The organism is Marinobacter maroccanus, assembly GCF_002933275.1.
In the GTDB taxonomy this organism is placed as follows: domain Bacteria; phylum Pseudomonadota; class Gammaproteobacteria; order Pseudomonadales; family Oleiphilaceae; genus Marinobacter; species Marinobacter maroccanus.
The window spans coordinates 73,393-92,869 of the sequence record NZ_PSSX01000004.1 but is presented as its reverse complement, the minus strand read 5'-3'; the positions used below and the strand labels follow the sequence as shown (position 1 = coordinate 92,869).

The 19,477-nt window shown below is 60.0% G+C and carries 15 protein-coding genes; 11 read left to right on the top strand and 4 right to left on the bottom strand.

The annotated features are described in order from the left end of the window. Window positions 1–114: 114 nt before the first annotated feature. Entirely contained in the window at window positions 115–1,566 is a 1,452-nt protein-coding gene (locus KEHDKFFH_RS06535) for an NAD-dependent succinate-semialdehyde dehydrogenase (protein ID WP_014578583.1), read from the top strand. Window positions 1,567–1,954: 388 nt separating this feature from the next. Next, window positions 1,955–4,120 carry a DNA helicase II gene (uvrD, locus tag KEHDKFFH_RS06525; RefSeq protein WP_104321167.1) on the top strand — a complete coding sequence of 722 codons (2,166 nt, stop codon included), beginning with the start codon at window positions 1,955–1,957 and terminating at the stop codon, window positions 4,118–4,120. Window positions 4,121–4,161: 41 nt separating this feature from the next. On the opposite strand, the gene corA is transcribed toward uvrD, so the two are convergent. The 3 genes from corA to arsB all read right to left on the bottom strand — a co-directional run bounded on the left by corA (window position 4,162) and on the right by arsB (window position 7,156). Further along, the gene (gene corA, locus KEHDKFFH_RS06520) at window positions 4,162–5,115 is read right to left on the bottom strand and encodes a magnesium/cobalt transporter CorA (RefSeq protein ID WP_104321166.1); all 954 of its coding nucleotides are present in this window, start codon (window positions 5,113–5,115) and stop codon (window positions 4,162–4,164) included. A gap of 39 nt (window positions 5,116–5,154) precedes the next feature. After that, window positions 5,155–5,955 carry an undecaprenyl-diphosphate phosphatase gene (locus tag KEHDKFFH_RS06515; RefSeq protein WP_104321165.1) on the bottom strand — a complete coding sequence of 267 codons (801 nt, stop codon included), beginning with the start codon at window positions 5,953–5,955 and terminating at the stop codon, window positions 5,155–5,157. A 130-nt stretch (window positions 5,956–6,085) separates the two neighbouring features. Further along, on the bottom strand, window positions 6,086–7,156 hold the full coding sequence (gene arsB / locus KEHDKFFH_RS06510) for an ACR3 family arsenite efflux transporter (RefSeq protein ID WP_104321164.1): 1,071 nt from the start codon (window positions 7,154–7,156) through the stop codon (window positions 6,086–6,088). Between the two features lie 90 nt (window positions 7,157–7,246). On the opposite strand from arsB, the gene KEHDKFFH_RS06505 reads away from it, so the two are divergent. Genes KEHDKFFH_RS06505 through arsJ form a run of 3 tightly spaced genes read left to right on the top strand, consistent with a single transcriptional unit; the run spans window position 7,247 to window position 10,256 of the window. Then, window positions 7,247–8,011, top strand: a complete 765-nt coding sequence (locus KEHDKFFH_RS06505) for a metalloregulator ArsR/SmtB family transcription factor (protein ID WP_104321163.1) — start codon at window positions 7,247–7,249, stop codon at window positions 8,009–8,011. 45 nt (window positions 8,012–8,056) lie between these two features. Next, complete coding sequence (locus KEHDKFFH_RS06500; RefSeq protein WP_104321162.1) at window positions 8,057–9,061, top strand: ArsJ-associated glyceraldehyde-3-phosphate dehydrogenase; 1,005 nt, start codon at window positions 8,057–8,059, stop codon at window positions 9,059–9,061. Between the two features lies 1 nt (window position 9,062). Beyond that, a complete protein-coding gene (gene arsJ, locus KEHDKFFH_RS06495) occupies window positions 9,063–10,256 on the top strand; it encodes an organoarsenical effux MFS transporter ArsJ (protein WP_104321161.1) in 1,194 nt (397 codons plus the stop codon). A gap of 7 nt (window positions 10,257–10,263) precedes the next feature. Here the strand turns inward: arsJ and KEHDKFFH_RS06490 are convergent, their stop codons facing one another. Continuing rightward, window positions 10,264–10,890, bottom strand: a complete 627-nt coding sequence (locus KEHDKFFH_RS06490) for a hypothetical protein (protein ID WP_104321160.1) — start codon at window positions 10,888–10,890, stop codon at window positions 10,264–10,266. Window positions 10,891–10,979: 89 nt separating this feature from the next. Here KEHDKFFH_RS06490 and KEHDKFFH_RS06485 point away from each other — a divergent pair, with 89 nt between their 5' ends. The 6 genes from KEHDKFFH_RS06485 to KEHDKFFH_RS06460 all read left to right on the top strand — a co-directional run bounded on the left by KEHDKFFH_RS06485 (window position 10,980) and on the right by KEHDKFFH_RS06460 (window position 19,477). Next, window positions 10,980–11,588 carry an ABC transporter ATP-binding protein gene (locus tag KEHDKFFH_RS06485; protein WP_104321159.1) on the top strand — a complete coding sequence of 203 codons (609 nt, stop codon included), beginning with the start codon at window positions 10,980–10,982 and terminating at the stop codon, window positions 11,586–11,588. Continuing rightward, window positions 11,575–12,372, top strand: a complete 798-nt coding sequence (locus KEHDKFFH_RS06480) for an ABC transporter permease (protein WP_104321158.1) — start codon at window positions 11,575–11,577, stop codon at window positions 12,370–12,372. Before KEHDKFFH_RS06485 ends, KEHDKFFH_RS06480 begins: the two co-directional genes overlap by 14 nt. 99 nt (window positions 12,373–12,471) lie before the next feature. Continuing rightward, a complete protein-coding gene (locus tag KEHDKFFH_RS06475; protein ID WP_104321157.1) occupies window positions 12,472–13,656 on the top strand; it encodes an MFS transporter in 1,185 nt (394 codons plus the stop codon). 10 nt (window positions 13,657–13,666) lie between these two features. After that, a complete protein-coding gene (locus tag KEHDKFFH_RS06470; RefSeq protein ID WP_104321156.1) occupies window positions 13,667–14,788 on the top strand; it encodes a tRNA-queuosine alpha-mannosyltransferase domain-containing protein in 1,122 nt (373 codons plus the stop codon). Window positions 14,789–14,898: 110 nt separating this feature from the next. Next, window positions 14,899–18,492 (top strand): pyruvate:ferredoxin (flavodoxin) oxidoreductase, encoded by a 3,594-nt coding sequence (gene nifJ / locus KEHDKFFH_RS06465; protein WP_104321155.1) that lies wholly within the window; start codon window positions 14,899–14,901, stop codon window positions 18,490–18,492. Beyond that, window positions 18,485–19,477, top strand: a complete 993-nt coding sequence (locus KEHDKFFH_RS06460) for a dihydroorotate dehydrogenase-like protein (RefSeq protein ID WP_104321154.1) — start codon at window positions 18,485–18,487, stop codon at window positions 19,475–19,477. The genes nifJ and KEHDKFFH_RS06460 overlap by 8 nt, the downstream gene beginning before the upstream one ends.

Here is a 19,477-nt window from a genome sequence, read left to right as displayed (position 1 = left end):
CTTTACAGGTCGGGATACAACATCCACTATGAAAGACATAAAACACTGACGCAACCAGATTACCTGGACTGCGCCCCACACGGGGGCGGAGCCAATCACAGAAGAGGAGCCGAGATGATCGAGTCACCCCTGCTGGAAAAGCTGACCGGCTATATCGGTGGTCGCTGGACTGACAATGAGCATGGCAACACCTTCGATGTTTACAACCCGGCAACGGGCAAGGTGATCGCCCAGGTCGCATCCATGTCGGAAGACGAAGTGAACGCCGCCGTAGCTTCCGGCAAGTCGGCACTACGACTGACCAGTCCCTACAGTATCGAGACCCGCCGTAAGTGGCTGGAAGACATCCGGGATGCGCTCAAGGCCAACAAGGAAGAGGTCGGTCGTATCCTCTGTATGGAACACGGCAAGCCGTTGCAGGAGGCCCAGGGTGAAGTGGATTACGCCGCCGGGTTCTTCGATTACTGCTCCAAGCACATCCAGGCCCTGGATGCCCATACCATTCCGGAGAAGCCGAAGGACTGCACCTGGACCGTCCACTATAGGCCCATTGGTGTCACCGGCCTGATCACGCCCTGGAACTTTCCCATTGGCATGATTGCCAAGAAGCTTTCGGCTGCGTTGGCGGCAGGCTGCCCGTCGGTCATCAAGCCGGCCAGCGAAACCCCACTGACCATGATTGCCCTGTTCAGCCTGATGGACAAACACACCGATATCCCGGATGGCATGGTTAACCTGGTGATGGGCAAGGCCAGCGTGATTGGCAAGGTTCTCTGCGAGAGCCCGGACGTACCCATGCTCAGCTTCACCGGTTCCACCGAAGTGGGCCGTAAGCTGATCGTCGATACGGCAGATCAGGTGAAGAAACTGGCCCTTGAGTTGGGCGGCAACGCACCGTTCATCGTCTTCGACGATGCCGATCTGGACGCTGCGGCAGACAATCTTATCGCCAACAAATTCCGCGGTGGCGGCCAGACCTGTGTCTGTGCCAACCGGATCTTCGTGCATGAGAAAGTGGCCGATGCCTTCGGTGAGAAGCTTGCCGAGCGGGTCAACAAAATGACCGTCGGTGACGGCATCAACGGCGACGTGGATCTTGGCCCGCTGATCAACCAGGCCGGCTACGACAAGGTTAAACGCCACGTACAGGACGCCCTTGAAAAAGGTGCCACCCTGGTCGCCGGCAAGAAGCCGGAAGATCTTGGCAACGATCTGTTCTTCCCGCCCACAGTGGTACACGGTGTAAACCGGGATATGTGCTGCTACCAGGAAGAAACCTTCGGCCCGCTGGTACCCATGGCCCTGTTCCGCACGGAAGAGGAAGTCATCGAAGCCGGTAACGACACCGAGTTCGGCCTGGCCTCCTACGTGTTCACCAACGATGCCGAACGCGCCCAGCGCGTGGCTGCCGGCCTTCGCTTTGGCCACTGTGGCTGGAACACCGGCACTGGTCCGACACCGGAAGCGCCGTTTGGTGGCATGAAAGCCTCCGGCATCGGCCGTGAAGGCGGCCTGGAAGGTCTGTTCGAGTTTGTGGAAGCTCAGACAGTGCCGCGAGGCTTCTAAGTTATAAGCCCTCAGCCTTGGGGGTGTCGCCCGGGGGAGGTTCCCCTTCAGGACACGCTACGAGCACCCGCACGCGGGTCCAGCCTGCAATCGCAGATTGCAGGCGTTCGGCTGTCGCATGAAGCTTTGCTTCATAAGCGCTCCGCCTCACCCATGTGCGCTTGACTGTGGCCATCCATGGCCACAGACAGTCCTGAAGGGGAACCTCCCCCGCGCTCTTTCTGACGGGGGTGAAGGTTTTTAAAGTTTTCACGCCTGCCACAACGTAGGTCGGATTAGCAAAGCGTAATCCGACAAACAACGACAAAACATCCCCACCCGGAAATCCCGCTTTTCTCCTGTTATACTCGTTAACCTGTTTATTTGACCAGTAGCGAACCGATTTTCTATGGACGTCTCCCACATCATCGATCCGTTGAACGATGCCCAGCGTGAAGCTGTTACCGCTCAGAACGATCACCTTTTGGTTCTGGCCGGCGCCGGAAGTGGCAAAACCCGCGTTTTGGTTCATCGGATTGCCTGGTTGATGACCGTGGATCGGGTGCCGCCCACTGGAATCCTGGCGGTAACCTTCACCAACAAGGCCGCCAAGGAAATGCGTTATCGCATCGAGCAGATGATGCAGATTCCTGCCCGTGGCCTCTGGTTCGGCACTTTTCATGGCATCGCCCACCGGCTGCTGCGTTCGCACTGGAAAGACGCCGGCCTGCCGGAGAACTTCCAGGTGCTGGACAGCGACGACCAGCTGCGGCTGATCAAGCGGGTGATGCGGGAAAACCAGATCGATGAGAGCAAGTGGCCGCCGAAGCAGGCCCAGTGGTTTATCAACAGCCAGAAGGACGAAGGGCTGCGGGCGGATCATATCCAGGAGAATCCGGGCGATCATTTCCTGTCGATCATGCTGAAGATCTATCGCCAGTACGAGAAGCTCTGCCAGCAGGGTGGCCTGGTGGATTTTGGCGAGCTGCTGCTGCGTTCCCACGAACTCTGGCTGCATCGGCCTGAGCTGCTGGCCCATTACCAGAGCCGGTTCCAGCACATTTTGGTGGACGAGTTCCAGGACACCAACACCATTCAATATGCCTGGCTGCAGGTGCTGGCCAGCAATCGAGTGCCAATGACCGTGGTCGGGGACGACGACCAGTCCATCTACGGCTGGCGGGGTGCCAAGGTTGAGAATATCCAGCAGTACCAGCGGGATTTTCCCAATGCCCGGCTGGTGCGACTGGAGCAGAACTACCGCTCCACCCAGATGATCCTGAAGGCGGCCAACGCGGTGATCGCCAACAACCAGGGTAGACTGGGCAAGGAGCTCTGGACGGACGGCCCGGAAGGCGAACCAATAAGCCTCTACGCAGCGTTCAACGAACAGGACGAAGCCAACTACATCGCCGACAGCATTTCTGCCTGGGTTCAGGACGGCAACCTGCGCAGCGAATCCGCCATTCTCTATCGCTCCAATGCCCAGTCCAGGGTGCTGGAAGAGGCGCTGATGCGCCAGGGCATTCCCTACCGGGTGTACGGGGGCCTGCGATTCTATGATCGTCAGGAAATTCGTAACGCCCTGGCGTATCTGCGGCTGGTGCAGTATCGCCGAGACGATGCAGCGTTTGAGCGGGTGGTGAACGTACCGCCCCGTGGCATTGGCGCCAAGAGCCTGGCGGAGCTTCGGGAATTCGCGACCGAGCAGAGTATCTCATTGTGGGAATCCGCCGAGCGGCTGCTGGAAGCCGGGCAGGTGAAAGGCCGGGCCAAAACCGGGCTGCAGTCATTTATTGCCATTATTGAAAATCTGTCCGGCATGGTGGGAGATGCCTCCCTGCATGGCTTGATGAAGCAGACGATCGAGGACAGCGGCCTGAAGGACTATCACGCCAGCGAAAAAGGCGAGAAAGGCCAGGCCCGCGTGGAAAACCTCGAGGAACTGGTCAATGCGCTGTCAGACTATGAAGTGGAAGACGGTGTCGACCCGCTGGCGGAATTCATCGCCCAGGCCGCTCTGGATGCCGGTGAATCCCAGGCGGAAGATCATGAAGACAGTGTCCAGCTGATGACCCTGCACTCCGCCAAGGGCCTGGAATTCCCGCTGGTGTTCCTGGCCGGTGTGGAGGAGGGGCTGTTCCCCCATGGCATGTCCCTGGAAGAGCCCGGTCGCATGGAAGAAGAGCGCCGTCTGGCCTATGTGGGTATCACCCGGGCCATGAAAAAGCTGGTGCTCACTTACGCCGAATCCCGGCGCCTTTACGGGCAGGAGAAATTCAACGCGCTGTCTCGTTTCGTTCGGGAGATTCCGGGCGACTTTTTGCAGGAAGTGCGGCTCCGCAATACGGTGACCCGCCCGGCCATGGTCGAGCGCCCGAATGAGAGCATGTTCAGCCAGGATTCGGTCCAGCAATCCGGTTTCAGCCTGGGGCAGCGGGTGCGTCATCCCAAGTTTGGCGAGGGTATCGTGATGAATTCCGAGGGCACCGGGCACCATACCCGGGTGCAGGTGAACTTTGATGAGGGCGCCAAGTGGCTGGTTCTGGCCTATGCGCCATTGGAAGCATGCTAAAGGTGGGGGTCAGATGAACTTTTCATCTGACCCCCTGGTCGTTACAGCCAGCCTTTGCGCTTGAAATACCAGTAGGGCGCAAACGCCGCCAGAACCATCAGTCCCAGCGCTGCCGGGTAACCGGCGATCCACTCCAGTTCGGGCATGTGTTCGAAGTTCATGCCGTAAATGCTGGCAATCAGCGTGGGTGGCAGAAACACCACTGCGGCAATCGAGAAGATCTTGATGATCTGGTTCTGCTCGATGTTGATGAAACCCTGGGTGGAATCCATCAGGAAGTTGATCTTGTCGAACAGAAAGGTGGTGTGGGACATCAGGGTTTCGATATCCCGATTGATCTCCCGCAGCGTTTCCCGATGCTCGCCTTCGTTGCGCAGGTGGCGAAGCAGAAAGGAAATATTTCGTTGGGTATCCATCAAACACAACCGGGTTTTTCCGTTACTGTCTTCCAGCCGCGCGAGGCGATTGATCGCCTCGTCCAGTTCGGCTTCCTCATCTTCCAACACCAGGTAGCTGACATCCTCAAGCTGTCGGTGCAGGTCCTCCAGCCCGTCGGCGTGGTTCTCCACTTTCTGCTCCAGCAGAGTGACCAGCATTTCGGCCGGATCCCGGGCTTCTACCTGCCCTCTGCGGGCCCGCATCCGCAACAATCGGAAATCCGCCAGCTCGCTTTCCCGGATCGTGATAAGGCAGTCGTTCTGCAGTATGCAGGCGACAGAGACGGTATTGTGACGACCATCTGCCAGGTTCAGAAAAAGCGAATGAACATGCACACCGGCCTGGTCTACGAAACAGCGTGCTGACGCTTCAATTTCCTCAACATCGTCGAACTCGGGAATATCGGTTTCCAGAAGCCTCTGGAGGATCTTCCGCTCGTCGTCGTCCGGCTCGCAGGCATCAATCCAGTCAGCTTGCCTCAACAATGCTGTCGGGTCCCCCTCTGGGATGGTCAGCTCCTTGATAAACCCGTCAACAATCCTGAAAAACCTCAGCATGCACGTGCTCCCAACAGTTTGATTGCTTCAGGAAGGAGTCTAGCGCATCAAGACCGCATAGATGACGATGGCCAGAATTACCCGGTAAATGACATAGGGCCACATGCCTACCTTGTTGAGCCACTTCAGGAAGAAGTGGATCGCGGTAATGGCCATCAGGAACGAAGTTACCCCGCCGATCAGAAAGCCGCTCCAGTCGACGATTACATTCGAAGTCGCAACTTCCAGAAGTTTTACCGCCGATGCCAGCACGATAATGGGAATTGCCAGCAGAAAAGAGAATCGGGAGGCGGTTTCCCGGGTCATGCCCAGGAACAGGCCGGCGGTGATGGTAACGCCGGAACGGGAGGTGCCGGGGACCAGGGCCATGGCCTGGGCAATGCCGACCAGGACGGCGTCTTTCCAGTTCAGTTTGTCGAGGGTGCGCTGGCGTTTGGGTAGCCAGTCCGCGAGGCCCAGCAGCAGGCCGAAGAACAGGGTGGTGAAGAAAATGACTTCCACCGCCCGTAGTTCGTTGTCGATCATATCCAGCAGTGCCAGGCCGGCCAGGCCGGCGGGGATGGTGCCGATCACCAGGTACCAGGCCAGGGCGCCCTGGCCGACGATTTTGCGCTGGCCAATGGAGATCAGTCCGTCCCGGGCGATGCCAAAGACATCCCGCCGAAAATAGAGCACAACCGCCAGTAAGGTTCCCACGTGCACGGACAGATCGAAACCCACGCCCTGGTCGGTCCAGCCGAACAGTGCCGGTGTGAGGATCAGGTGGGCGGAGCTGGAGATGGGCAGGAATTCGGTCAGTCCCTGGAGGAGGCCAAGGAAAAGGGCCTGGAAAACGTCCATTGCTTGGGTTCCATTCGGTTCAGTGCGTCAGAAATCTGAGCGCGATATTAGCAGGGTGTGGGTGGGGTGAACAGATGACGCGGTTGATGCCAGTAACTGGATTCAGCTTCCAGGCCCTGGCAGGTTAGTCCTAGGCCGGGAATCGGTCCCGGGTGCTGTTGGCAATGCGCACCAGAACAAGCATCAGCGGTACCTCCACCAGAACCCCGACGACGGTTGCCAGGGCGGCGCCGGATTGCAGGCCGAAGAGGGCAATCGCCGCGGCCACGGCCAGTTCGAAGAAGTTGCTGGCACCAATCATGGCGCCAGGCGCCGCGATACAATGGCGTACTTTCCACAGCCTCGCCCAACCGTAGGCCAGGAAGAAAATCAGAAAGGTCTGAACAATCAGCGGCACGGCGATCAGCACGATGTGCAGGGGATTGTTCAGGATAACCTCGCCCTGGAAGGCGAACAGCAGCACCAGCGTGACGATCAGCGCTGCCGGGGTGACCGGGCTGAGCCGCTTCATGAAGACATCGTCGTACCACTGCTGACCGTGGCGCGAAATCAGGGCGCGACGGGTCAGGTAGCCGGCTGTTAGCGGAATCACGATGTACAGGACGACGGACAGCAACACGGTATCCCAGGGCACCTGGATGTCCGAAATGCCCAGCAGGAAAACCACAATGGGCGCGAAGGCAAACAGCATGATGATGTCGTTAAGCGATACCTGCACCAGAGTGTAGGCGGCATCGCCTTTGGTCAGGTAACTCCACACGAACACCATGGCGGTGCAGGGCGCCGCACCCAACAGGATCGCCCCGGCCAGGTATTCGCTGGCCAGTCCCGGCGCGATCCATGGTTCGAACACCACCATCAGAAAAAACCAGGCAATGGCAAACATGGTGAAGGGCTTGATCAGCCAGTTGACGATGGTCGTGATCGCCAGTCCCTTCGGCTCTTTTCGCACGCCCACCACCGCACTGAAATCAATCTGCGCCATCATCGGGAAAATCATCGCCCAGATCAGAATGGCGATGGGGATGGAGACCTGCGCGTATTCGAAGCGGGACAGAGTCTCGGGCACTACGGGCGCGAACTGGCCCAGCGCAACGCCGACAATGATGGCCAGAGCCACCCACACCGACAGGTACCTGCCGAACAGGTCCATGCCTTTGCCGGAGCCTTCCGCCTGCGCTATGTCTGGGTTGGTGGTCATTTTTTGCCGGATTCCTTTACTCATGAAGATGCCGGATCTATTATGCACAAAAATAGATATGTACAAAACCGAATATACGGAAATTCAGATATGAAACGCCGCGTTTTGTTTGTCTGTACCGCCAACAGTGCCCGTTCCCTGATGGCAGAAGCCTCGCTCCGGGACATGGCCGGAGACCGGTTTGAAGTGGCCAGCGCCGGCACCGAGCCAACCAGGCCCCACCCGATGGCACTGCAGGTGCTTGAGGAAGCCGGCATCTCCACTGAAGGATTGCATAGCAAGCAACTGGCCGATGTGCAGGGGCAATACTGGGATTACGTGATCACCCTGTGCGAGAAAGCCGCGAACGAGTGCGGTACGGTTTGCCAGCCGGCCCAGCAGATTGCCTGGGATTTTGCCGATCCGGTACCGGCAAACCGCCACGCCACGTTTGCCCTCACTCTTAAGGAAATAAGAGAGCGCATTGCGTTGTTTGCGCTGGTACACCAGAAAGAAACCGGAGCGAAACCTGCCAGCTATGACCCGGTCACGGTGTTCAAGGCACTGGCCGACGAGTTCCGTCTTGCGGCTCTGTTACTTATTCGCAGCCAGGACCAGCTCTGTGTCTGCGAGCTTACTGAAGCGTTTGAGGCGCCCCAGCCAAAGGTCAGCCGGCATCTGGCGACCTTGCGGGATGCCGGCCTGCTGGCCACGGAACGTCGGGGCCAGTGGATCTACTATTCCCTGAACCCGGGAATTCCACAGTGGCTGGCCCGTGTGCTGGATGAAACCGCCAGCCATAACGGCCGATTGATAGAGAACCCGCTTGCGCGATTGCAGGCCATGGCAGACCGCCCGTCTGTCCAATGCCTGTAATCCTCACGCTGTCTAATGTATGCACAGTTTCATCAGGAGCACACCATGAGCAAGATCAAAGTAGGCATAAATGGATTTGGCCGAATCGGTCGTCTGGCCTTGCGGGCCGCCTGGGGCTGGCCAGATATGGAGTTTGTGGCCATCAACGACCCGGGTGCCGATACCGCCACACTGGCCCACCTGCTCAACTTTGACAGCATTCATGGTCGCTGGAGCCAGGAAGCCACTGCGGACGGAACGGATATCGTTATCGAGGGCCAGCGCATTCGCGTGACTCACAACCGGGGCATCGGTGAAACCGACTGGTCCGGCTGCGATCTGGTGATCGAGGCCAGTGGCGTGAACAAGAAGGTGAGTGCCTTGCAGGCGTACCTGGACCAGGGCGTGAAACGGGTCGTGGTGACGGCTCCGGTAAAAGAGGCAGGCGCAAAGAACATCGTCCTCGGTGTGAACGATGATATTTTCGACCCGGCCAATGACCGCATTGTGACCGCTGCCTCCTGCACCACCAACTGCCTGGCGCCGGTGGTGAAGGTAATTCATGAGAAGCTGGGCATCAAGCACGGCTCCATCACCACGATTCACAGCCTGACCAACACCCAGACCATCATCGATGCGCCTCACAAGGATCTGCGCCGAGCGAGGGCCTGCGGCAGTTCACTGATTCCCACCAGCACCGGTTCAGCAACGGCGATTATCGAAATATTTCCGGAATTGGAAGGGCGCCTGGATGGCCACGCCGTGCGCGTGCCGCTCACCAATGCGTCGCTGACCGACTGCGTGTTTGAGGTGGAATCGGCTACCGACAGGAACATGGTAAACAAGCTGTTGAAAGAGGCCGCCGAGGGAGAACTGGACGGTATTCTGGGCTACGAAGAGCGCCCGCTGGTGTCCATTGACTACAAAACCGACCCGCGTTCGTCCATCGTCGATGCCCTGTCTACCATGGTGGTCAACGGCACCCAGGTGAAAATCTACGCCTGGTACGACAACGAATGGGGCTACGCCAACCGCACCGCGGAACTGGCGCGCAGGGTGGGCTCTGCCTGATATGACCGCCGCCATCCGACAGTACCTGGTGATCACCGGCAACTACTGGGCCTTTACTCTTACGGATGGAGCCCTGCGGATGCTGGTGGTGCTGCACTTCCACCAGTTGGGCTACTCGCCTCTGGAAATCGCCCTGTTGTTCATCTTCTACGAATTCTTCGGGGTGGTGACCAATCTGGTCGGAGGTTACCTGGGCGCCCGCATGGGGCTGAACCGCACCATGAACATCGGGTTGTTCCTGCAGATCGTGGCGTTGGGCATGCTGGCGGTACCGGCGGCCATGCTCACGGTGCCCTGGGTGATGGCAGCGCAGGCATTGTCCGGCATTGCCAAGGATCTGAACAAGATGTCCGCCAAGAGTGGCATCAAGTTGCTGGTGCCAGATGAGCAGCAGGGAACCCTCTACAAGTGGGTGGCGATTCTCACCGGCTCCAAGAACACCCTCAAGGGTGTCGGCTTCTTCCTCGGTGGTGTGTTGCTGATGGCAGCCGGCTTTACGGGTGCGGTCATTATCATGGCGGTTGCGCTGGGACTGGTCTGGCTGGCCAGCCTGTTTCTGCTGGGGCAGGACCTGGGCAAGAGCAAGGCCAAGCCGAAGTTCAGCGAGATCCTCTCCAAAAGCCGGGCCATCAATGTGCTCTCGGCGGCGCGGATGTTCCTGTTCGGTGCCCGGGATGTGTGGTTTGTGGTGGCCTTACCGGTCTACCTGCACACGGTTTTTGGCTGGGACTTCTGGAAAGTGGGCGGCTTTATGGCCACCTGGATTATCGGCTATGGTTTTATCCAGACCACTGCCCCGCGCATCACCGGCAACATGGAAGGCAAACAGCCTGCTGTGCTCTGGGCAGCAGCGCTGGCGCTGATTCCGGCAGCGATTGCCATTGGCCTGACGGCGGGCTGGTCACCCCAGTTCGTGATTGTTGGTGGTCTGCTGTTGTTTGGCGTGCTGTTTGCCGTCAACTCGTCCCTGCACAGCTATCTCATCGTCAGCTATGCCCGTGGCGATGGTGTGTCGCTGGATGTGGGTTTCTATTACATGTCGAACGCTGCCGGGCGTTTGCTGGGCACCATTTTGTCGGGCTGGGTCTATCAGGCTTATGGCCTGGAGGCCTGCTTGTGGATATCGTCCGGACTGGTGGCCATGGCCGCGCTGCTGTCCCTGATGTTGCCGGAGCGGCGGCCAGTGGCAGCCTGAGCACGCTTCAAAACCGAATGGCCAGCCCTGCGGCGGCTTCCACCTGCAGGTAGCCGCTGCTGTCGAATCTGAGTTCGCAGCCGCCGGAGCAGAACGAGGAACCTCCGGAATTCAGGGCGGTGTACACACCGCGCAGATCCAGCCGCAGACGCAGCTGGTCTGTCAGAAAGAACTGATAACCGCCACCCAGAGACAGGGCGGCCCGATGATGGGTTTCGTACCCCGAATCGTCCGGTTCGAGCCGGGTAATGCCGAACACACCAGAGACAAACCCGCCGTGATTCGTGCCGCCCGGGAAATATAACCCGCCGAACTGGAGCTGGTAGATGGTCAGGTCGATGGAATCCACGCCCGGTGCGAACAGACCAATGTCCAGTCTGGCCGAGGTGCTCTGCCGCCCGAAATAGAGTTCTCCCTGTTTGCCCGGTTCCGCCAGATCAAAATTGAACACCAGCCCCTGGCTGGCGGAATCCCGGAAGTCGATCTGGTCTGAAGTGCTGGCGCCGGCGGTCTCGATATCCACCGAACTGCTCATGCGAAAACCTGCAAACGGCGCCAGGCTGACGTCCGCTGCCACCGGGGGGGCGATCAGTGCAAATGCCAGTGTGAACGTGAAGAGGGAGCGAAGCTTCATACATCCGCGGCCTGTGTGGCTGGTCGTTGGCAGGGCAGTGTGCAATGGTATAACCGTTATGAACGTTGGCGAGCCCTGGTGATGCTATCTTGACAGATTTGGTGCTGGAAAATCTCAGCGTTGGCACTCTGAGTAACGTATCTTTGAGGATACCCGGTGGACAGGTTGTTTGTCTGTCCGGCCCCTCGGGCAGTGGCAAGAGCCGTCTGCTGCGGGCCGTCGCCGACCTGGAACCACATGGCGGCAGGGTTTCTCTGGGTGATACCGCCCAGTTGGATGTTCCCGCACACCAATGGCGACGCCGCGTGGTTATGGTACCGGCAGACAGTCAATGGTGGTTTGATGAGGTGGGTTGTCATTTCCCGGTTGATGCGAAGGCAAGATTGCCGTCAGCGCTGGGCTTCCCGCCAGAGGTGATGGGCTGGTCGGTGAGTCGGCTATCCTCTGGTGAACGACAGCGGCTCGCGCTTTGGCGGGCCCTGGTGCTTGAGCCAGAGGTTCTGTTATTGGACGAACCCACCGCCAATCTGGATAACGACAGCACGGAAGCCATTGAGACCTGGCTGCTCGATGAGATCCGGAGGCGGCAGATCGCGGTACTTTGGGTCGCCCACGATCCTGGCCAGATTCACCGTGTTGCAGATAGCCACTACCGGATTCACGGCACCAGGCTGGAGCGCGCTAATGGAAGTGATTGATCTGGCCTGGTGGAAGCTGGGCCTGGCGGCCCTGCTGATTTTGGCACTGGCCGCTACCGGCTATCTGGCCCGGCTCGGTATTACCCGGAGCCTGCTGATTGCAGCACTCCGCACGGTCATTCAACTGGCGTTGATCGGGCTGGTTCTGGAGGCACTGTTCGCATCCTCTGCGTTCTACTGGATTGCGCTGCTGGCATTGGTCATGCTGTTGGTTGCCGGCCGGGAAGTGGTCGCGCGCCAGGGGCGACGATTACGGGGCTGGTGGGCGTTCAGTATCGGTACGGGGGCGATGTTTGTGTCGTCCTTTACCGTGACCATCCTGGCCCTGACTGTCGTGATCGGCCCCGAACCCTGGTACGCCCCGCAATACGCCATCCCGCTGCTCGGTATGATGCTTGGCAACACCATGACGGGCGTGAGTCTGTCGCTTGATCGGTTGAACGACTCGGTCTGGCGCCAGCGTGCCGTCATCGAAAACCGCTTGATGCTGGGTCAGACCTGGCAACAGGCGCTGGAGGATATCCGGAGGGACGCCATGCGCAGTGGCATGATGCCCTCAATCAACGCCATGGCCGCTGCCGGTATCGTCAGCCTGCCCGGCATGATGACCGGCCAGATCCTTGCGGGCAGCCCGCCGGCAGTGGCCGTCAAATACCAGATACTGGTGATGCTGATCATCACCGTGGGCACCGGCTTTGGCGCTTTGATGGCGGTTTCCTGGGGAGGCCGCCGGCTGTTCGATGATCGTGAACGTTTGCGTCTGGACCGGTTGGTGAAGACCTGAGGAAGGCATCTCCAGGGCATCAGACACCAAAGTAGCATGGGCGGAACGCGCCTCCCGAGGCTAGGCTTGGTTCATCGCTCGCATACAAAGAAAACAACAATGATCGACCTGCTAAGACGCTACCCCTTGCCCGTAATTGTACTGGCCCAGCTGTTCGGAACCTCGCTCTGGTTCAGTATCAACGGTGTCTGGCTGTCGCTGGCCAGTGAGCTGGGCCTGACGGAAACCGATCTGGGCCGGCTGACACTGGCGGTGCAGGCGGGGTTTATCGCCGGCACACTGACCATCGCCGTGACCGGCCTGGCGGACCGCTTTGGCGCCAGCCGGATCTTTGCTCTCTCAAGCCTGCTGGGTGCCCTGGTTAATGGCGGGTTTATTTTTGCCGCAGGTGCTCCTCCACTGGATTTCCTCCTGCGATTCGCCACCGGTCTGTGTCTTGCTGGCATTTATCCCCTGGGTATGAAAATGGTGATCGCCTGGACCCCGAAATACGCCGGTGCGGCACTGGCCTGGCTGGTGGGCATGCTTACCCTTGGCACGGCATTGCCTCATCTCATGCGCGGCGCGACCCTGGGTATGCCATGGGAATGGCCTCTGATGGCCGCATCTTGTCTCGCCCTGGCCGGAGGGTTGCTGGTGTTCTTGCTAGGCGACGGGCCGCATCTGCCGAAAAGCAGTGGCCGCCTGCCCCTCAGCCAGGGTCTGGCGGCGTTGCGGATACCAAGGTTCCGGGCGGTGGCCGGTGGCTACTTCGGTCATATGTGGGAACTCTACGCCTTCTGGACACTGACACCCCTCCTGATCGGCCGGGAACTGCAGCGCCTCGGGCAGGGTGATGCATGGGTTCCCTGGCTGTCGTTCGCGGTGATCGGCATTGGCGCTGCCGGCTGCGTTGGTGGCGGCCGGCTCAGTCGCACTCTGGGGAGCGAATGGGTGGCCCGGCGGGCTCTGATGATATCTGGCGCCTTCTGTCTTCTGTATCCCTGGATGAACGGACTGGCTCCGGTCTTGCTGATTGTGTTGCTGGTTGTCTGGGGGATTGCGGTGGTGGCAGATTCGCCACAGTTTTCGGCTTTGGCCGCGGCAACGGCGCCGAAGGAATCGGTGGGCTCTTCCCTGGCGGTGATGAACGCGGTCGGGTTCGGGCTGACCCTGCCGGCCATTTGGCTGACCAGCGGGTTATGGGGGCAACTCAATGTCTGGGTGGTTCTGCTTCTGTTCCCGGGGCCTGTGCTTGGCTTGTGGTCGCTGTCCAGGGCACGACCTGACGCCCAATCTGGTTAATAGGGTGAGCATGATTAAGCCCGATGGTTCCAGGCCGAGAGTACTGGTGCTCTCCGGATATGACGCCGCTAGTCACAAGCGTTGGCGTGAGCACCTGGCGGCGCTGTTGCCGCAATTTCACTGGCAGGCCCTGGCATTGCCTCCGAGGTTCTTCCGCTGGCGTATCCGGGGCAATCCACTGAGCTGGCTGAATGAGCCGCTCCTACAGGAACGATGGGATCTGATTATCGCGACATCCATGGTGGATCTGGCCACCCTGCGGGGTTTGAACCCGCGTCTGGCCAGTACACCCTGCCTGCTTTACATGCATGAAAACCAGTTCGCCTTTCCGGTATCCAGCGGCCAGAACGCCAGCGCCGATCCGCAGATGGTGAACCTCTACAGTGCCCTTTCTGCCGACTGTGTGGTGTTCAACAGTGGCTGGAACCGGGACAGTTTTCTGGGCGGTGTTGATTCGTTCTGCCAGAAGCTGCCTGACAGAGTGCCAGAAGGGCTGATAGAAACTCTGCGTGACAAGTCCCGGGTGATACCGGTGCCGATTGAAGACCGGTTGTTTTCCGATCGCCCGTCAATGGTGGATCGGAGCTGTCCCCACCTGCTCTGGAACCATCGGTGGGAATACGATAAAGGACCCGATCGCCTGCTGAATTTCCTGCAGGTGCTGGAACAGCGCTCGGTGCCGTTCCGGCTGAGCGTGGTGGGCGAGCGATTTCGCAGTTATCCGAAGGCATTTGACCGGATTCGGGAACAGTTTGGTCCCTGCATCGAACACTGGGGATTCCTGGAGAGCCGTGAAGGCTATGATCAGTTGCTGTGCCAGGCGGATATGGTTGTCTCCACGGCAATGCACGATTTCCAGGGGCTGGCAATGCTCGAAGCCATGGCGTCCGGTTGCGTACCTCTGGCGCCGGATCGGCTTGCCTATCGGGAATACGTGCCGGAACCGTGTCGCTATGACAGCTATGAACAGGATGCAGAGCGAGAGGCGGAAGCTGCTGCCGACAGGCTCGAAGCCCTGCTGGGAAAAGGCGCTTCAGCCTGTCCGCCGGAAGGTTGGCGGGCATCCACGCTGGCCGGAGACTATCAGTCGTTGTTTGACGAGCTGATCAAAACCGGGACAGGCAGGTCCTGATCCTGTTTTCCCCCCAAACCTGTCTCAGATCAAACCCGCCCCCTTGCGGTTGTCACCGTCGATACTAGACTCAAAGCTGTCTGCCGGCCTCACCACAGGGAGTCGTGGCCATGGAGTTCCATACCCTCGACGGCAATGAAGCGGTGTCCTCGGTGGCTTACCGCCTGAGCGAAACCATTGCCATCTATCCGATTACGCCCGCCTCGGTGATGGGCGAGCACGCCGATGACTGGGCGGCTCTGGGAAAACCCAATCTCTGGGGGCAAGTGCCCAGTGTCGTCGAAATGCAGTCCGAGGCCGGTGCCGCCGGTGCCATGCACGGAGCGCTGCAGGCCAGTTCCCTGGTAACCACCTTTACCGCCTCCCAGGGGCTGCTGTTGATGCTGCCCAATCTGTACAAGATTGCCGGTGAGCTGTCGCCGTTCTGCATGCACATTGCCGCCCGCAGCATTGCCACCCATGCCCTGTCCATCTTCTGCGACCATTCCGATGTGATGAGTGCCCGTGGTACCGGTTTTGCCCTGCTGGCCTCGGGATCGGTTCAGGAAGCTCAGGATATGGCCGCGATCGGCCACGCGGTAACCCTGGAAAGCCGGGTGCCGGTGATGCACTTCTTTGATGGCTTTCGCACCTCTCACGAGATCTCCAAAATTGCTGCCCTTAGTGATGAGGATCTTAACGCCCTTGTGCCCCACGAAGGGTTGGAGGCCCATCGAAGCCGCCGGATGACGCCGGACCGGCCCGTGGTTCGGGGCACCTCCCAGAACCCGGACGCCTTCTTCCAGGCCCGGGAGGCCATCAACCCGTTCTATGAGGCGTTTCCGGAAAAGCTTGAAGCCGTAATGGACCGGTTTGCCGGCATTACCGGCCGCCAATACCGGCTGTTTGACTATGTCGGCCATCCCGAGGCCGACCGGGTGGTCATCCTGATGGGTTCCGGGGCCGAATGCGCCCATGAGACGGTGGAGTGGCTGCTGGAGCAGGGCGAAAAGGTCGGGGTCCTCAAGGTGCGCCTGTTCCGGCCCTTTGCTACTGATCGTTTTCTGAGCGCTTTGCCGGATTCGGTCGAGCACCTGGCAGTTCTGGATCGCACCAAGGAACCCGGAGCCCAGGGTGAGCCTCTGTTGCTGGAAGTCAGCGGCGCTTTGATGGAAGCCTACAGCCGGGGCGATCGCAAGGTGCTGCCCCGGGTGATCGGGGGCCGCTATGGTCTGTCTTCCCGGGAATTTACCCCGGCCATGGTGTGCGCCATTTTCGACGAACTGAAAGCCGAAGCGCCGAAAACCCGGTTTACCGTTGGCGTGCGGGACGATGTCAGCCATCTCTCCCTGGACGTGGACAGCGAGCTGGATATTGAATCCCCGAAAACCCGTCGGGCGCTTTTCTTCGGTCTGGGCGCTGATGGCACCGTCAGCAGCAACAAGGCCAGCATCAAGATTTTGGGCGAAGGCACGGACCTGTTTGCCCAGGGCCATTTTGTCTACGACTCCAAGAAATCCGGCGCCACCACGGTATCTCACCTGCGGTTTGGCCCGCTTCCCATTCGCTCCAGCTACCAGATCAACAGGGCCCAGTTCGTGGCGATTCATGCGCCCCAGTTCCTGGAACGGTTCGATGTGCTGGAACATGCTGCCGAGGGCGCCACAGTGCTGCTCAATGTGCCCTGGGCAGTCGACGAGGTCTGGGACCGGTTACCCCTTGAGGTTCAGCGGGTACTGGTCGAGCGCAAGGCGCACCTGTTTGTGATTGATGCTGCCGAAGTGGCGGAAAAAGCCGGGCTGGAACGGCGGATCAACACGGTGATGCAGGTCTGCTTCTTCGCCCTGGCGGATATCCTGCCCCGGGATGAGGCCATTGCCCACATCAAGGAATCCATCCGCAAAACCTGGGGCCGCCGCGGGCCGGAAGTGGTGCGCCGCAACGTGGAAGCGGTGGACTCGGCGCTCGACAATCTGCATGAGGTGCCGGTACCGGACAAGGTAACGGCAACCCGCAGCCGACCACCGAGAGTGCCGGAGGATGCGCCGGACTTTGTCCAGAAAGTCACTCGCCTGTTACTGGAAGGGCAGGGGGACAAACTGCCGGTCAGTGCTTTTCCGCCGGACGGTACCTGGCCAACGGGGACCAGCCAGTATGAAAAGCGAACCATCGCCCTGGAAATCCCCATCTGGGAATCCGACCTCTGCGTGCAGTGCAACTTCTGCGCAATGATCTGCCCGCACACCGCGATCACCAGCAAGGTGTTTGAGCCAGAGGCGGTCAAAGGGGCGCCGGAAGCGTTCGAGGTGGTGCCGGAAACCCAGACCTCGGAGCTGGAGGGGCTGGACTACCGCATTCAGGTGGCCCCTGATGACTGCACCGGTTGCGGCCTGTGTGTCGAGGTCTGCCCGGCAAAGGACCGGACCCAGCCCAAACGCAAAGCCATCAATATGCAGCCCATCGAGCAGCACCGTGAGGTGGAGGCGGACAACCTGGCGTTCTTCCGGCAGTTGCCGGATGTGCCCAGGGATCGCATCCCCCGTGATTTCAAATCCCTGCCGCTGCTGATTCCCCTGTTCGAATATTCCGGCGCCTGTTCCGGCTGCGGTGAAACGCCCTACATCCGGCTGCTGACCCAGCTGGTGGGGGATCGGCTGATGATCGCCAATGCCACCGGCTGCTCCTCGATCTACGGTGGCAATCTGCCCACCACGCCCTACACGGTCAATGCCGACGGCCGGGGGCCCACCTGGAACAATTCGCTGTTCGAAGACGCGGCGGAACTGGGAATGGGCATGCGTCTGGGTCTGGACAAGCTTGTGGGTCGGGCCCGGCAGTTACTGGACGGATTCCGGGGACAACTGCCTGAAGCGCTGCACTCTGAGCTGACCAGCGCCTGCACCACCGTTGATGAATCGGCAATGGCATCGCGGCGCACAGCGATTGAGCAGCTTCGCAGCTGGCTGGCGGACCAGCAGGGGGCAGAGGCCCGGGAGCTCGACAGCCTGGCCGACGAGCTCTGCCCGAAAAGTGTCTGGGTGATTGGTGGCGATGGCTGGGCCTACGATATCGGCTACGGGGGGCTGGACCACGCCCTGGCCTCGGGCCAGAACCTGAAGCTGCTGGTACTCGACACCGAAGTCTATTCCAACACCGGCGGCCAGCAATCCAAGGCCACGCCCATGGGGGCGATTGCCAAGTTTGCCGCCGCCGGCAAGGCTACCCGCAAGAAGGATCTGGGCCTGCTTGCCATGAGCTATGGCCATGTCTACGTGGCCCAGATCGCCATGCAGTCCCACAGCAACCACACCACCAAGGCCCTGCAGGAAGCGGAGAGCTTCGATGGCCCGGCGCTGATCATTGCCCACAGCCCCTGCATTGCCCACGGTTACGACCTGGTGCATTCCCCGGCACAGCAGAAGCGGGCGGTGGACAGCTGGGCCTGGCCGCTGTACCGGTTTGATCCCCGGCGTATCCACGAAGGGCTGCCGCCCCTGCAACTGGACTCCCTGCGCCAGAAAGTCACCATGAAAGCCTACATGCAGGAAGAAGCCCGGTTTCGGATGCTGGAGCTGAGGGATCCCCAGCGCTACGAACAGCTGGTGGCGGCAGCTTCGGAGGCGGCCACTGAACAGCGGGAACTCTACAAGCAGCTGGCGGGGATCCACTTCGAGCCCCACGAATCTTCCGACGCTGACAACGACAAGGGTGAACGTCATGACTGAGCTGGCAACCCGTTGGCTGGGGCTGGAACTCCGTTCGCCCCTGGTGGTCGGCGCCAGTCCGCTGACCGATGATCTGGATGCGCTGAGAGCCTGTGTTAAGGCAGGGGCGGGTGCCGTGGTCATGCACTCGCTGTTCGAGGAGCAGCTGGTGGAGGAGCAGATGGCTGCCCACCGATTTATCGACTCCCGCATCAATATGGACGCCGAGGCCCGTTCGTTTTTTCCGGAATCGGAAGTATTCGAGATGGGATCGGGCAGCTACCTCCAGCGGCTGGAATTGTTGCGCCGGTCGCTGGATGTCCCGATAGTTGCTTCGCTCAACGGTATCTCGACGGGAGGCTGGACCGCTCATGCCCTTGAGCTGGAGGCCGCCGGCGCCCATGCCATCGAGCTCAACCTCTATGATCTGGCCACAGATCCTTCTGAGACCGCCACCAGTCTTGAACAGCGCCAGCAAGCGGTGGTCCGCTCAGTGGTTGAGCAGGTGAGCATCCCTGTCAGCGTCAAACTGTCGCCGTTCTATTCGGCATTACCGGCATTTGTGGCCGGTGTTGAAGCGGCAGGCGCTCGGGGGTTGGTGCTGTTCAACCGGTTTTATCAGCTCGAGATGGATCTTGATGAGCTGGAATTGAGCCGGGAAGTGGTGCTGTCTTCCAGCGCCGAGCTGCCGTTGAGGTTACACGCGGCGGCCATGCTGTATGGCCAGACATCCCTGGAGATGGCGGTATCGGGTGGCGTGCACAGCGGTGATGACGCGGCCAAGGCGATTCTGTCCGGGGCGACCGCTGTTCAGGTGGTGTCTGCCATCCTGGCGAACGGCCCCGGGGCGCTGGAGCAAATACACGACGGACTGAACCGGCGACTGTCTGATATGGGCTATCGTGATCTGACAGAGGCGCGAGGAGCACTTTCAATGGCAAAGGCGCCCAATAGTCGGACCTGGGAGCGCCTTAACTATGCCCGCCTGCTGCATGGCTGGAAATGA